The following is a 12,335-nucleotide window of genomic DNA, read 5'->3' as shown; positions in this document are numbered from 1 at the left end:
GCAATCACCGCATCAACCTTCGCCATCGTGCAACGGGTCGCTTCGTGTGATCGGGTGGTCAATCGCATTGCTGTGGTGTTAAAAACTCACTCGTTAAATTCTCACTCAAATCTCACGCGAGATCGCAGTGGTGCACGGTCACCATTCCACCACATCGGGTGACCGTGGCGAAGGCATGTTCAAGAAAACTTGATCTGGCCGTTTGTTTTTCGCAAAAAAACAACGGCTCAGCGCGCCGTGCAAAAGCACTGCCACAAAAGGCGTCACACGCCGGTCACACGGGCGCGTCGCACGGGGCGAATTCGATCCGCATGCGGGTCAGCTGCGCGCACATGTCGGCGAAGGCCGACGCGGTCAGGGCAGGCTCGCCCTTGACGCCCAGTTCGATGTGGCCGCGCGTAACCGCGTCTCCCACGCTCGGCAGGCTGAACACCTTGACCGGGGCGTATTGGGCTTCGAGCGCTTCCATCAGCGGATTGAGGGTCGACTCCATCGAGCCGTACACCAGCACCGACTGTTCGCTGTGCGGCTGGCGGTTGAACAGGTGGCTGTAGCAGTTGTCGAGCACCCAGGCGATCATCGGCCAGGCCATGACCGGAAAGCCGGGCACGAAGTGATGGGTGCCGACCGTGAAACCGGCGATCTTGTTGTAGGCGTTGGGGATCAGCGACGCCCCTTGCGGGAACTCGGCCATTTTGAGGCGGTGCAGGTTTTCCGGGGAATTGAGGTCGGCCGTGGTGCCGGCCTCGCGCGCCATGTCGCCGATGCGCTCTTCGATGTTGGCCCGTCCCTGCGCATGCAGCACCAGCGGCACGCCGAGCGCCGTGGCGGCGCACTGGCGCGTGTGGTCGTCCGGCGTGGCGCCGATGCCACCGCACGAAAACACGATGTCGCCGCTGGCGATGGTGCGTTTCAGGGTGACGACGATGCGCGCCGGATCATCGCCCAGGTACTCGGCCCAGTCCAGCTTCAGGCCGCGCTCGGCGAGCAGCTCGAGCACCTTGGGAAAGTGCTGGTCGCGCCGCTTGCCCGACAAAATTTCATCGCCGATGATGATCAAACCGATGGCCATGTGTTTCTCCGTTGTTGCAAAAGTGATCAGTGTGCCATGAAAGCGCGTCAGGCAGGGGGCGCCGCCTCGGGGGCGACGGCCACCGGCGCCTCCTGCCCGGCGCGCAGGCCGGCCAGCGCCTGCATGCAGTAGTACTGAAACCACAGCGCGGTAAATACGAAGATGAGCACATACAGCCAGATCGAAATCGCCGCCAGGAAGGGGAACAGCAGCACCGACATGAGCGCCCCGCCGATCCAGACGATGCCCGGCAAGGCGCCGATGAAGCCCGAGACCATGCCGATGAAGGCCAGCTGCGGGCGGTGGCGCCGCCGCAGTTCCTTGAGCTCCTCGGCGCTGGCGTAGTCTTCCAGCGCATCGTAGACCATCACGCGCGAGGTCAGCCAGCCCCACAGCACCACCTGCACCAGCACCGCCAGCGGCGGGAAGACGTACAGCGGCAGGGTCAGTATCCAGACCACCAGGAACAGCACGGCGCTGCTGACGTTGATGGCGATGCTGGCCATGAAGCTGCCGCCGTGTTTCGCTTCGAGGGTGCTGAAGTGGCGCGCGGCGACGTGCCGCGTGATGGGCGGCATGGCGGCCACGCCCATGAAGACGATCGCGGTCAGGATCATCAGCGGCAGCAGCAGGAGCATGGCGATCAGCGGCACGATCATGGTTTTGAGCGCGCTCATGCCGAAGGAACCGAGCATGCCGCTGCTGGTCTTGAACCAGTCGTTATCCTGGAACAGGGTCTGGACGTAATCGAGCAGCGGCTGGAAGCCGAAGGCCAGCAGCACGGCCCACAGCACCACCGACAGCACGAAGGGAATCACCGTCAGCAACAGCATCCTCGGATTGGCCTGCGAGATGAGGGCGCGGCGGTAGGCGGTGGCGACGGGGCGCCAGGGGGTCTTGGTCATGGAAAGCGGCCGGATGTAGTCAAAAAGTCCACGCAGTGTAGCGCGCTTTGCACGCGTGCGGGGGTGGCCTCAATAGCGCTTTGACACGTCATGCACTACAATCGCCAATCACACCGATTTATCAAGGAAAACCATGTCCACTATCACTACCGATTCCGGCCTCCAGTACGAAGACACCACCGTTGGCGAAGGCGCCGAAGCGCAAGCCGGCCAGCACGTCACCGTGCATTACACCGGCTGGCTGCGCAACGACGACGGCACCGCCGGCGCCAAGTTCGACTCCAGCAAGGACCGCAACGACCCGTTCCAGTTTTCGCTGGGCGCCGGCCAGGTTATCAAGGGCTGGGATGAAGGCGTGCAGGGCATGAAGGTCGGCGGCGCGCGTCGCCTGACGATCCCGGCGAGCCTCGGTTACGGCGCGCGCGGCGCGGGCGGCGTGATTCCGCCGAACGCCACGCTGATTTTCGACGTCGAACTGCTCAAGGTTTAAGCATGTCGATGGGCGCCCTGCGCTGCGCACTGGCCTTGCTGGCCGTTGCCCTGTCGAGCGGCTGCGCGGTCGTGGCGGTGACCGGCGCGGTGGTTAGCGCCGGCGTGGCGGTCGGCTCGGCGGCGGTCAGTACCGGGGTTGCGGTGACCAAGGGCGCCGTCAAGGTGGCGACTTACCCGTTTCGCGATAGCGACGAGGAAAAGGCGGAAAAGGCGAAGGCTGAGGCAGAGGGGAAGGATTAGCCGTACATCGGCCGCATCCGAGCATCCCCTCTAATCTCTTGCGCTTTTCCGGCTGATGGCGTGTAACTTGCGCTAAGATCCTCGTCACTAATTTCAGCCACCCCAGGAGATACGATGAGCTTGCAGGAACAGTTTGACCAGGCCTTGGCCGATTCCAAAAATCTGCCGGAACGGCCCGATAACATGACGCTGCTGAAGATCTACGCCCTGTACAAGCAGGCTGCCGTGGGCGATACCGACGGTAACCGTCCAGGCTTCACCGACATGGTCGGGCGCGCCAAGTACGATGCGTGGGATGGTTTCAAGGGCACGTCCAAGGACGACGCCATGCAGCAGTACGTCGACCTGATCGAAGAATTGAAGGGCTGATCGAGCCTCTGTAACACCACGGCGCGGCCGCTTCAGGCTGCGCCAAATACCGCCTTCATCTTTTCCGTCACCTTCGCTTCGATTGCCGGCGCGAACGCGCTCATCAAGAACCCCAGCCTGATATTCATCTCGACCTGCTGCGCTTCCACCGCCAGCGATCCGTGCACGCCGCTGCGCTCGAAATGCAGCACGTCGCCCTGCCACGCACATTCCAGGCCATATTCGGCGGCGATCTTGTCGGCCACTTTCTGGGCCGCTTCGCGCGCCTTGTTCGGTGTCAGGCAGTGTTCCTGAACGATGCTGATGTCAGCCATGACTTTCCTTGTTGTGTTTTTCGCGCACATGATACCTTGTTGAGCTCGGCACGCCTAGTTCGGCTCCGCCACCCGCATCACCCTCGATACTCGCTCTATAATGCTTTTCGGCTACTTTTTATCGGAATCCCATGAGCGACATGCACCTCATCGCCGCGATCCTGTTCGGACTCGCCCTGGCGCACACCTTCGCCGCCAAGAGTTTCGAGCGCCTGGCCGACCGCTATCCGCGCCATGCCGGCCTGTTCCACTTCTTCGGCGAAGTCGAGGTCGTGTTCGGCCTGTGGGCGCTGGTGCTGATCCTGGCCATGACCATCGTCGTGGGCGGCAGCGAGGCGATCAGCTACGCCGAATCGCGCACCTACACCGAGCCGCTGTTCGTGTTCGTGATCATGGTGGTGGCCGCGTCGCGCCCGGTGCTCGAAGCGATCCGGGCCGTCATCGCCACCCTGGCGCGCCTGGTGCCGCTGCGCACGCCGGTGGTCAATGTGTGGCTGTGCCTGGCGCTGGTGCCGCTGTTCGGCTCGCTCATCACGGAACCGGCCGCCATGACCCTGGCCGCGCTCATGCTGGCCCCCCAGATTTTTCGCAAGGACATGCCGGAGTGGCTCAAGTACGCCGCTCTCGGCGTGCTGTTCGTCAATGTCTCGATCGGCGGCACCCTGACTTCGTTCGCCGCCCCGCCTGTGCTGATGGTGGCCTCCACCTGGCACTGGGATAGCGCGTTCATGGCTTCCACCTTCGGCTGGCGCGCCGCCGTGGCGGTGACCATCAACGCCACCGTGGTCACCGCCATGCTGCGCCGGCACATCGTCGACGCTCCCGCGCCGGCGCCGGGCGCGGTCGGGGTGCCGCCGCTGGTGAGCGCAATCCACCTGGCCTTCCTGGCGGCGGTGGTCGCTTTTGCCCACCATCCGGTGATCTTCATCGGCCTGTTCCTGTTTTTCATCGGCTTCACCCACGCCTACGACAAATACCAGAATCCCCTGATCCTCAAGGAAGGCTTGATGGTCGGCTTCTTCCTGGCCGGACTGGTGGTGCTGGGCGGCATGCAGCAGTGGTGGCTGCAGCCGATCGTCTCCAGCCTGGGACCGACCGCGCTGTTTTTCGGCGCCACCGCCTTGACCGCGATCACCGACAACGCCGCCCTTACATACCTCGGCTCGCTGATCGTGGGCTTGTCCGACCAGGCCAAATACATGCTGGTGGCCGGCGCGGTGGCCGGCGGCGGCCTGACCATCATCGCCAATGCCCCCAATCCGGCCGGCGCGGCCCTGGTGCGCGACGGCTTCGAGGACGAATCGATCGGCGTCGGCGGACTGCTGGCGGGTGCGCTGCCGCCGACCATCGTGGCAATGATCATGTTTCTGCTGTAGCCCATTTTGGTGCGCGGCTTGCGCTGCATCAAACCCGCGCGCCGTTATCAGGGCGACCATTTCTGTTCAGCTCGCTTGGATGGCAGGAAAACAAGTCTTGGTTTTTGAGCAAAAAAGCCCGTGTGCGCGGGCGCAACGACGCATTTGCTTATGTGGATTGTGTATAAGCCTGAATTGTGGGAATAAGCGAATTGCCTTAAAATACAGTGCTTTGCTATGGTCGGCGTAAGCCCCTCGCCACCGGCCCGCAGCACCCTTTTCACTGATAGGACTGTTATGACCCACGTTGTCACCGAATCGTGCATCAGCTGTCGTTACACCGATTGCGTCGATGTATGCCCGGTAGATTGTTTCCGGGAAGGCCCGAATTTTCTGACGATCGATCCGGACGAATGCATCGATTGCGCCGTCTGCGTGGCCGAATGTCCCGTCAACGCCATCTACGCGGAAGAAGATGTGCCGGCCGATCAGCAGCAGTTCATCAAGATCAACGTTGAACTGGCGCGCGCCTGGCCCTCCATCACCAAGACCAAACCGGCGCTGCCCGAAGCGGAGCAGTGGAAAGACGTCAAGGACAAGATCGATCAGCTGATCCGTTAAGCCAGCCAGCAGCCCTGCCGGACCGCCCTCGCGGCCCGGCATTTCAGGTTCGCGCCAGCAAGATCGTCTTCATCGTGGCACACTGTCGGCCATTCGCAGCAACGCTCCATGCACTGCTGCAAGCTGCACCCCACCCCAAAATCAACAGGAAGTAAGCGCATGACTATCATCGCCAACCATGAAGCAGGCAGCCTGGCTGCCAATAGTTCCTTTGCCGGCGCCATCGAGTCCGATGCCGTGATCATCGGCGCAGGCCCGGTCGGATTGTTCCAGGTGTTCGAGCTAGGCTTACTGGAAATTAAAGCCCATGTGATCGATTCGCTGCCGGCCGTGGGCGGTCAGTGCGTCGAACTGTATCCCGACAAGCCGATCTACGACATTCCGGCCGTGCCGGTGTGCACCGGCCAGGAACTGACCGACAACCTGCTCAAGCAGATCGAGCCGTTCGAGCCGACCTTCCACCTGAACCAGGAAGTGACCGTGGTGCAGCGCCGTGAAGACGGCCGCTTCAACGTCGAAACCTCGACCGGCACCCAGTTCATCACCAAGACCATCTTCATCGCGGCCGGCGTCGGTTCGTTCCAGGCGCGCACCATCAAGGTCGACGGCATCGAAGCGTTCGACGGCACCCAGGTGCACTACCGCGTCAAGGATCCAAGCCAGTTCGAAGGCAAGAACCTGGTCATCTGCGGCGGCGGCGACTCCGCGCTGGACTGGGCCCTGAACTTTGTGGGCAAGGCCGAATCGGTCGTGCTGCTGCACCGCCGCGAAGACTTCCGCGCCGCGCCGGCATCGGTCGCCAAGATGAAGGCGCTGTGCGAAGCGTACGAAATGCAGCTGATCATCGGCCAGGTCACCGGCTTCGATGAAAAAGACGGCAAGCTGAGCGAAGTCAAAGTGACCGGCGCCGACGGCGTCACCCGCCGCGTACCGCTCGACATGCTGCTGGTGTTTTTCGGCCTGTCGCCAAAGCTCGGCCCGATCGCCGAATGGGGCCTGGACATCGAGCGCCGCCAGCTCAAGGTGCAGAACACCGAGAAGTTCGAAACCAACGTGCCGGGCATCTTCGCCGTGGGCGACATCAACACCTATCCGGGCAAGAAGAAGCTGATCCTGTCGGGCTTCCACGAAGCGGCGCTGGCTGCCTTCGGCGCGGCGCCTTACATCTTCCCGGACAAGAAGATTCACATGCAGTACACGACGACATCGCCCAAACTGCACAAGATCCTCGGTGTCGAGACGCCGACCTTCGACTAAGAGTCGGTTACGGCAAGCTCGGCCGGATAAGTCTTACCGCCACAACAAATGCCCCGCTCAGCCGGGGCATTTTTCATGCTGCGTTAGGTAGCTCATAAACGAAGCGCACCGTTGTGTGTTAAAACGGTGTATCCAACACGCTTGGCTTGCCTGAAACTGACAGCCACGCTGAATTTCCAACAAGAATGCCAAATTGCAGTCACGCCTTTCAAATGGCCTATAATTAATCAGCACACCTTACGCAAACGATTGCAAGGCAACGATTACAACGAAGGAATATGTATGCTTTACCAATTGCACGAGATGCAACGCTCGTTCCTGACGCCACTGATGCAGTGGGCCGACGCGTCCTCCAAACTCTTTTCCAATCCAGTGTCCCCGTTCGCGCACACGCCGTTTGCGCAGCGTATCGCCGCTGGCTACGAGCTGATGTACCGACTCGGCAAGGATTACGAAAAACCGCCTTTCGACATCACATCGACCGTCATCGGCGGTGAAACTATCGGCATCATCGAGCAGGTGGTGGTCACCCGCCCATTCTGCCGCCTGCTGCATTTCAAGAAAGACCTGAACGACAAGGCCATCGAAAAACTCGAGCAGCCGAAGGTGCTGCTGGTCGCGCCGCTGTCCGGCCACCACTCAACCCTGTTGCGCGATACCGTGCGCGGGCTGCTCACCGGCCACGACGTGTACATCACCGACTGGACCGATGCGCGCATGGTCCCGCAGTCGGAGGGCGCATTCCACCTGGACGACTATATCTTCTACGTGCAGGATTTTATCCGCCTGCTCGCACCCGATCTGCATGTCATTTCGGTATGCCAGCCGACCGTGCCGGTGCTGGCCGCGATCTCGCTGATGGCCACCGCCAAGGATCCGAAGCTGCCGAAAACCATGACCATGATGGGCGGCCCGATCGATCCGCGCAAGTCGCCCACCGCGGTCAACGACCTGGCCATCGAAAAGCCGTTTTCGTGGTTCGAGAACACGGTGATCTACGCGGTGCCGGCCAACTATCCTGGCTTCGGACGCAAGGTGTATCCGGGCTTCCTGCAGCACGCCGGCTTCATCGCCATGAATCCGGGCCGCCACGCGCAGAGCCACCGCGAGTTCTACAACCACTTGGTGGCCGGCGACGATGAACCGGCCGAAGGCCATCGCCAGTTCTACAACGAGTACAACGCCGTGCTCGACATGCCGGCCGAATACTATCTGGACACCATCAAGACCGTGTTCCAGGAACACCGCCTGCCGAAGGGCACGTGGACTGTCGGCGGCAACCTGGTGCGTCCGCAAGACATCACCACGGTGGCGCTGTTCACGGTCGAAGGCGAACTGGACGACATCTCCGGCGCCGGCCAGACCCAGGCCGCGCATGACCTGTGCAGCGGCATTCCGGCCGAGATGCAGCAGGATTTCGTGGCGCCGAAATGCGGCCACTACGGCATTTTCTCGGGCCGTCGCTGGCGCGAAGTGATTTGCCCGAAGATCGGCGAGTTCATCCAGAAGCACGGCTGATCGCACGGCTGATTCCCGTTCTCTCCTGAAAATGCCGCGCATGGGACTAGTTCCCACGCGCGGCATTTTTTTCGCGCGTCGCGCTTCGCCGCGCGCCCGCAGCGCCGGTGAGGAAGCCGGGCGGCGACTATAATGTCGCTTTCCCACCCTGCATGCCCGCCGCCGCCGTGACCAAGACCCTGGCCGACCACATCGAAGACCTGCTGCCGCAGACCCAGTGCACCAAATGCGGGTACGCCGCCTGCCGCCCGTACGCCGAGGCCATCGCCGAGGGCACGGCCGACATCAACCAGTGTCCGCCGGGCGGCATCGAAGGCGTGGCGCGCCTGGCCGCGCTGTTGAAGCGCAAGGTCATTCCGATCAATCCGGCCAATGGCGTCGAGCGTGCGCGCCCGGTGGCGTTTATCGATGAAGCGCTGTGCATCGGCTGCACGCTGTGCATCCAGGCCTGCCCGGTCGACGCGATCATGGGCGCGGCCAAGCAGATGCACACCATCCTGCCGAGTTTGTGCACCGGCTGCGACCTGTGCGTGGCGCCCTGCCCGGTCGACTGCATCAGCATGATGCCGGTGACGGGCGAGCGCACCGGCTGGGCCGCGTGGTCGCAGGAACAGGCCGATGCCGCGCGCGACCGGCACGACTTCCGCACCGCCCGCCTGCGGCGCGAGCGCGAGGAAAACGATGCGCGCCTGGCCGCCAAGGCTGTCGCCAAGATGCAGGAAGTGACCGCGCAGCCGACCAACACGCCCGAGGAAATCGCCGAGAAGGAGCGCAAGCGCGCCATCATCGCCGCCGCCATGGAACGCGCGCGCCAAAAGGCGGCGCCGCCCGCAGAAGAATAATCGATGAATCCAGCCAAACGTTTTGAAATTTTCAGCCGCTTTCGCGCCGCCAATCCGCATCCGACCACGGAACTGGACTACACGACGCCGTTCGAACTCCTGATCGCGGTGCTGCTGTCGGCGCAGGCCACCGACGTGGGCGTGAACAAGGCCACGCGCCGCCTGTACCCGGTGGCCAATACGCCGGCGGCCATCCTGGCGCTGGGGATCGACGAACTCAAATCGTACATCCAGACCATCGGCCTGTATCACACCAAGGCCAAGAACGTGATGGCCACCTGCCAGATGCTGATCGACCTGCACGGCGGCGAAGTGCCGCATTCGCGCGAGGCGCTCGAAGCGCTGCCGGGCGTCGGACGCAAGACGGCCAACGTGGTGCTCAATACGGCCTTCGGCGACCCGACCATCGCGGTCGATACGCATATTTTCCGGGTCTCGAACCGGACCGGCATCGCTCCCGGCAAGGACGTGGTGGTGGTCGAGCAGAAGCTGCTCAAGTTCGTGCCCAAGGAGTTTTTGCAGGATGCGCATCACTGGCTGATTCTGCACGGCCGCTACACCTGCATCGCGCGCAAACCCTTGTGCTGGAACTGCATGATTGCCGATTTGTGCGAGTACAAGGCGAAGACGCTGGCGCCCGCGGTGAAGTAGCCGCTCGTTCCGGCGCGGGCCTGGCACGACGATTTTTGGAGACTCTCATGACGCAACACCCGGCTCACCAGAACTGCGCTGTACTGCGGGCCGTGCGCGCCGACATCACCACCTTGCAGGTCGACGCCATCGTCAACGCCGCCAACTCATCGCTGCTCGGCGGCGGCGGCGTCGATGGCGCGATTCACCGCGCCGCCGGACCGGAACTGGTGCATGAATGCCGCCTGCTCGGCGGCTGCAAAACGGGGGACGCCAAGGCCACCGAAGCGTATCGCCTTGCGGCGAAGTGCATCATCCACACCGTTGGCCCGGTCTGGCGCGGCGGCGCCAACGACGAAGCGGCGCTGCTGGCGAGCTGCTACCGGCGCGCCATCGGCATCGCCGCCGCGCGCGGACTATCGTCGATTGCCTTCCCGGCGATCAGCACCGGCATTTACGGCTACCCGGTGGCACTGGCCGCGGGCACCGCGGTGGCCAGCGTGCGCGCAGCGCTGCTCACGGCAGCAAGTCTTCGTGAAGTGCTGTTCTGCTGCTTTTCCGCCGACGACCTGGCGCTGTACCAAGACGAACTGCTCAAACGCTAGCCGTCAGGTCGGCGTGTCCACCTCGTCCCAATCGGCGTGCTGGAAGCGAATCAGCCAGTTGAGGGCGTGATGGCGTTCCATCACCACGTCGGCATCGGCGCCGAATTGCGCGCCGGTCTTTTTCAGGCGGATCTGGCGGATATGCCAGTGCAGGCGGTAGGTCTGGTCGAGCGCGTCGACAATCTCGCCGGCGCCACGCAGCTCGGGCCCGCGCATCTCGATCTGGCGCGCCACGGCGGCGGCGGTGTCGCAGGGCGCATCGGGAAACGGCAGCGCGTCGACCATGCCCAGCGCCCACTGCAGCACGTACAGGCTCTCGTAACGCCACAGGAACTGCGCGCACTCATGCTCGGACGGTGACTCCAGTGCCAGAAAGGTGCGTTCCGCCGGCGACAGGCTGTCGTCCGCCAGCGGCATTTTATCGAGCAAGGTGGCGACCGGCATCGGCTCGCCCGCGGCCACCGATTCGGCGCGCAAGGCTACCAGCAGCAAGGCGCGCGCGCGGCCGATGACCTCGTCCCGGTCGCGCAGGGTCAGTTCTTCTTCGCACGCCAGCGGCGGCAGGCTCGCTGGCACCTCGATTGAGCGCGCCGCCAGCGCCGCTTCGGTGGCGCTCTTGCGCGTCCACGCCTGCTCCGGGTACGGCACGCTCGCGCCGGCGGCGGCTAGGCCGTCGGCGACGTTGATCAGGATATGGCCGTCAGGATCGCGCACGTGGCCGTCGGGCGTAAACAGCAGCGCGTTCGATTCGCGCGCCCAGGCATGCAGCGCAGGCAGCTCGTCGTCGGCCACGGCCATGCTCAGGTGATGCTGCACGCGCTGCAGGTGCAGGATGACGTGGTATTTATCGCGCGTCATGGCTTCCGTGCCACGGCCGAACACATAGCCGCAGAAGGTATGCAGGTGCGTCAGCAGCTCGCCATCGGACAGGTCGCGCCGCCCTTGCAGCTCGTGCGCGAAGGCCGGCTGCGCGATCGTATGGCGCGTGCAGTAGACGTTGTACAAGGTCGTCTCGCCGGTGGGCGCGGCCGGGACGACGCTTTGCGGGCGGGTGAAGAAGCGCTTGAGTGAATTGATCATGTGGCTCGGTGAATCGGTGGCAAGAATGCCATGATACCGGGACGGCGCCGTTTTCGCCGGAACAACGCGATCTGCCGCCGACGGGACGCTAGTCCTCGATGGTCAGCACGTTGCCGCTGTCGTCCACGGTGGCGGCGACGCTGTTCTCGGCCGTGTCGCCCGCCGCGTTCTTGCCGCGGAAGGTGGTCCGCACGCTCATGCCCTTGCCGGTATCGAGAAAGGTGGTTTCCACGTGCGCGTAGCTGGCCGGGTTCATCATGGTGCGCTTGAGTTCCGCCTGCAGCTTGAGGTGCGCGCCGCTGCGCTTGTCGAACTGGCGCGCCAGCATGGCGTCACGGCCTTTTGCGGCGCTCACGCGCTTAGTCTCCGCCTGTTCGCGCGCGCTGGTCTCCTTCAGTTCCGCGTCGAGCACGGCCACCCTGCCGGCGTAGCGCGTGCTGGACGGATCGAGCGTCGCCAGGAGCTTGTACAGGGCCAGGCGCTGGCGCAGCGGCACCGCCGCTTCGTCCTTGAGGCCCGCTTCGGTTTCGGCGATCCGGATCGACAGGCGCAGTTTGTCGAGGTCGGGATCGGGCGTGCGCGCCGCGTGCTTGTCGATCAGCGCCAGCGCTTCGGTCAGCATGCCCTGGTCGCGCTTGGCGGCGATGTCGGCGACGATGGCCGGTTTGGCGGCGAGGAAGCGCGCCCGTTCGCCGGCGCGCGCCTTGGCCAGGGCTTGGGCGTCGTCACGCTCCTTCTGGGCCTCCGACTGCTCAAATACTTCCACGTTCTCGGAAATGCCGACCCACGCCTGCGCGATGAACAGCGCGACGAAGGCGGTGGCCATGCCGCGCCCGTACAGGTTCAAGCCGGTGCGGTCGATGATGAACTGGCGCGACGGCGGCGCGCACACCAGCATCGCGAGCAGGGTCACGAAAAACAGCAACACGCTGAAGGTGAACACGTAGTACAGGAACCCGAACAGCAGGAACACCAGCACGCCGATCCAGCCGAGGAATTTGAAGAAAAATTCTTTCATATGGAACGGCGCCGACG

15 protein-coding genes are annotated in these 12,335 nt (G+C 63.6%); 10 read left to right on the top strand and 5 right to left on the bottom strand.

The annotated features are described in order from the left end of the window. Nucleotides 1–274: 274 nt before the first annotated feature. Both CR152_RS08700 and CR152_RS08695 read right to left on the bottom strand, forming a co-directional pair. Nucleotides 275–1,072 (bottom strand): competence/damage-inducible protein A, encoded by a 798-nt coding sequence (locus tag CR152_RS08700; RefSeq protein WP_099874559.1) that lies wholly within the window; start codon nucleotides 1,070–1,072, stop codon nucleotides 275–277. Nucleotides 1,073–1,119: 47 nt separating this feature from the next. Beyond that, nucleotides 1,120–1,977 carry an EI24 domain-containing protein gene (locus tag CR152_RS08695; protein WP_099874558.1) on the bottom strand — a complete coding sequence of 286 codons (858 nt, stop codon included), beginning with the start codon at nucleotides 1,975–1,977 and terminating at the stop codon, nucleotides 1,120–1,122. A gap of 133 nt (nucleotides 1,978–2,110) precedes the next feature. Here CR152_RS08695 and CR152_RS08690 point away from each other — a divergent pair, with 133 nt between their 5' ends. The 3 genes from CR152_RS08690 to CR152_RS08680 all read left to right on the top strand — a co-directional run bounded on the left by CR152_RS08690 (nucleotide 2,111) and on the right by CR152_RS08680 (nucleotide 3,078). Continuing rightward, nucleotides 2,111–2,467 carry an FKBP-type peptidyl-prolyl cis-trans isomerase gene (locus tag CR152_RS08690; protein WP_099874557.1) on the top strand — a complete coding sequence of 119 codons (357 nt, stop codon included), beginning with the start codon at nucleotides 2,111–2,113 and terminating at the stop codon, nucleotides 2,465–2,467. Nucleotides 2,468–2,469: 2 nt separating this feature from the next. After that, nucleotides 2,470–2,709, top strand: coding sequence for a hypothetical protein (locus tag CR152_RS08685; protein WP_229413316.1), 240 nt, complete (start codon nucleotides 2,470–2,472; stop codon nucleotides 2,707–2,709). 114 nt (nucleotides 2,710–2,823) lie between these two features. After that, a complete protein-coding gene (locus tag CR152_RS08680) occupies nucleotides 2,824–3,078 on the top strand; it encodes an acyl-CoA-binding protein (protein WP_099874556.1) in 255 nt (84 codons plus the stop codon). 32 nt (nucleotides 3,079–3,110) lie between these two features. On the opposite strand, the gene CR152_RS08675 is transcribed toward CR152_RS08680, so the two are convergent. Next, nucleotides 3,111–3,392 carry a polyhydroxyalkanoic acid system family protein gene (locus tag CR152_RS08675; RefSeq protein ID WP_099874555.1) on the bottom strand — a complete coding sequence of 94 codons (282 nt, stop codon included), beginning with the start codon at nucleotides 3,390–3,392 and terminating at the stop codon, nucleotides 3,111–3,113. Between the two features lie 131 nt (nucleotides 3,393–3,523). On the opposite strand from CR152_RS08675, the gene CR152_RS08670 reads away from it, so the two are divergent. The 7 genes from CR152_RS08670 to CR152_RS08640 all read left to right on the top strand — a co-directional run bounded on the left by CR152_RS08670 (nucleotide 3,524) and on the right by CR152_RS08640 (nucleotide 10,220). Then, on the top strand, nucleotides 3,524–4,768 hold the full coding sequence (locus CR152_RS08670; RefSeq protein ID WP_099874554.1) for a putative Na+/H+ antiporter: 1,245 nt from the start codon (nucleotides 3,524–3,526) through the stop codon (nucleotides 4,766–4,768). A 276-nt stretch (nucleotides 4,769–5,044) separates the two neighbouring features. After that, a complete protein-coding gene (gene fdxA / locus CR152_RS08665) occupies nucleotides 5,045–5,368 on the top strand; it encodes a ferredoxin FdxA (RefSeq protein ID WP_099874553.1) in 324 nt (107 codons plus the stop codon). Nucleotides 5,369–5,527: 159 nt separating this feature from the next. Further along, the gene (locus CR152_RS08660) at nucleotides 5,528–6,625 is read left to right on the top strand and encodes an NAD(P)/FAD-dependent oxidoreductase (RefSeq protein WP_229413315.1); all 1,098 of its coding nucleotides are present in this window, start codon (nucleotides 5,528–5,530) and stop codon (nucleotides 6,623–6,625) included. Between the two features lie 282 nt (nucleotides 6,626–6,907). Next, nucleotides 6,908–8,143, top strand: a complete 1,236-nt coding sequence (locus tag CR152_RS08655; RefSeq protein WP_099874552.1) for a polyhydroxyalkanoate depolymerase — start codon at nucleotides 6,908–6,910, stop codon at nucleotides 8,141–8,143. Nucleotides 8,144–8,295: 152 nt separating this feature from the next. Then, nucleotides 8,296–8,985 carry an electron transport complex subunit RsxB gene (gene rsxB, locus CR152_RS08650; RefSeq protein WP_099874551.1) on the top strand — a complete coding sequence of 230 codons (690 nt, stop codon included), beginning with the start codon at nucleotides 8,296–8,298 and terminating at the stop codon, nucleotides 8,983–8,985. A 3-nt stretch (nucleotides 8,986–8,988) separates the two neighbouring features. Beyond that, complete coding sequence (gene nth, locus CR152_RS08645; protein ID WP_099874550.1) at nucleotides 8,989–9,636, top strand: endonuclease III; 648 nt, start codon at nucleotides 8,989–8,991, stop codon at nucleotides 9,634–9,636. A 47-nt stretch (nucleotides 9,637–9,683) separates the two neighbouring features. Then, the gene (locus CR152_RS08640) at nucleotides 9,684–10,220 is read left to right on the top strand and encodes an O-acetyl-ADP-ribose deacetylase (protein WP_099874549.1); all 537 of its coding nucleotides are present in this window, start codon (nucleotides 9,684–9,686) and stop codon (nucleotides 10,218–10,220) included. A gap of 3 nt (nucleotides 10,221–10,223) precedes the next feature. On the opposite strand, the gene CR152_RS08635 is transcribed toward CR152_RS08640, so the two are convergent. Together CR152_RS08635 and CR152_RS08630 are read right to left on the bottom strand one after the other, a co-directional pair. Continuing rightward, nucleotides 10,224–11,300, bottom strand: coding sequence for a DUF4272 domain-containing protein (locus tag CR152_RS08635; protein WP_099874548.1), 1,077 nt, complete (start codon nucleotides 11,298–11,300; stop codon nucleotides 10,224–10,226). A gap of 88 nt (nucleotides 11,301–11,388) precedes the next feature. Next, a complete protein-coding gene (locus tag CR152_RS08630; protein WP_099874547.1) occupies nucleotides 11,389–12,318 on the bottom strand; it encodes a hypothetical protein in 930 nt (309 codons plus the stop codon). Between the last annotated feature and the right edge of the window lie 17 nt (nucleotides 12,319–12,335).

This window comes from Massilia violaceinigra, from assembly GCF_002752675.1.
GTDB classification, from domain to species: domain Bacteria; phylum Pseudomonadota; class Gammaproteobacteria; order Burkholderiales; family Burkholderiaceae_D; genus Telluria_A; species Telluria_A violaceinigra.
This window is presented reverse-complemented; position numbering and strand designations above follow the sequence as displayed.

Coding starts and splice junctions, on each gene's coding strand:
- CR152_RS08630 (WP_099874547.1), bottom strand. CDS start 12,318: ATGAAAGAATTTTTCTTCAAATTCCTCGGCTGGATCGGCGTGCTGGTG.
- CR152_RS08695 (WP_099874558.1), bottom strand. CDS start 1,977: ATGACCAAGACCCCCTGGCGCCCCGTCGCCACCGCCTACCGCCGCGCC.
- CR152_RS08655 (WP_099874552.1), top strand. CDS start 6,908: ATGCTTTACCAATTGCACGAGATGCAACGCTCGTTCCTGACGCCACTG.
- CR152_RS08660 (WP_229413315.1), top strand. CDS start 5,528: ATGACTATCATCGCCAACCATGAAGCAGGCAGCCTGGCTGCCAATAGT.
- CR152_RS08680 (WP_099874556.1), top strand. CDS start 2,824: ATGAGCTTGCAGGAACAGTTTGACCAGGCCTTGGCCGATTCCAAAAAT.
- nth (WP_099874550.1), top strand. CDS start 8,989: ATGAATCCAGCCAAACGTTTTGAAATTTTCAGCCGCTTTCGCGCCGCC.
- CR152_RS08700 (WP_099874559.1), bottom strand. CDS start 1,072: ATGGCCATCGGTTTGATCATCATCGGCGATGAAATTTTGTCGGGCAAG.
- CR152_RS08675 (WP_099874555.1), bottom strand. CDS start 3,392: ATGGCTGACATCAGCATCGTTCAGGAACACTGCCTGACACCGAACAAG.
- CR152_RS08640 (WP_099874549.1), top strand. CDS start 9,684: ATGACGCAACACCCGGCTCACCAGAACTGCGCTGTACTGCGGGCCGTG.
- CR152_RS08670 (WP_099874554.1), top strand. CDS start 3,524: ATGAGCGACATGCACCTCATCGCCGCGATCCTGTTCGGACTCGCCCTG.
- CR152_RS08685 (WP_229413316.1), top strand. CDS start 2,470: ATGTCGATGGGCGCCCTGCGCTGCGCACTGGCCTTGCTGGCCGTTGCC.
- CR152_RS08690 (WP_099874557.1), top strand. CDS start 2,111: ATGTCCACTATCACTACCGATTCCGGCCTCCAGTACGAAGACACCACC.
- rsxB (WP_099874551.1), top strand. CDS start 8,296: ATGCCCGCCGCCGCCGTGACCAAGACCCTGGCCGACCACATCGAAGAC.
- fdxA (WP_099874553.1), top strand. CDS start 5,045: ATGACCCACGTTGTCACCGAATCGTGCATCAGCTGTCGTTACACCGAT.
- CR152_RS08635 (WP_099874548.1), bottom strand. CDS start 11,300: ATGATCAATTCACTCAAGCGCTTCTTCACCCGCCCGCAAAGCGTCGTC.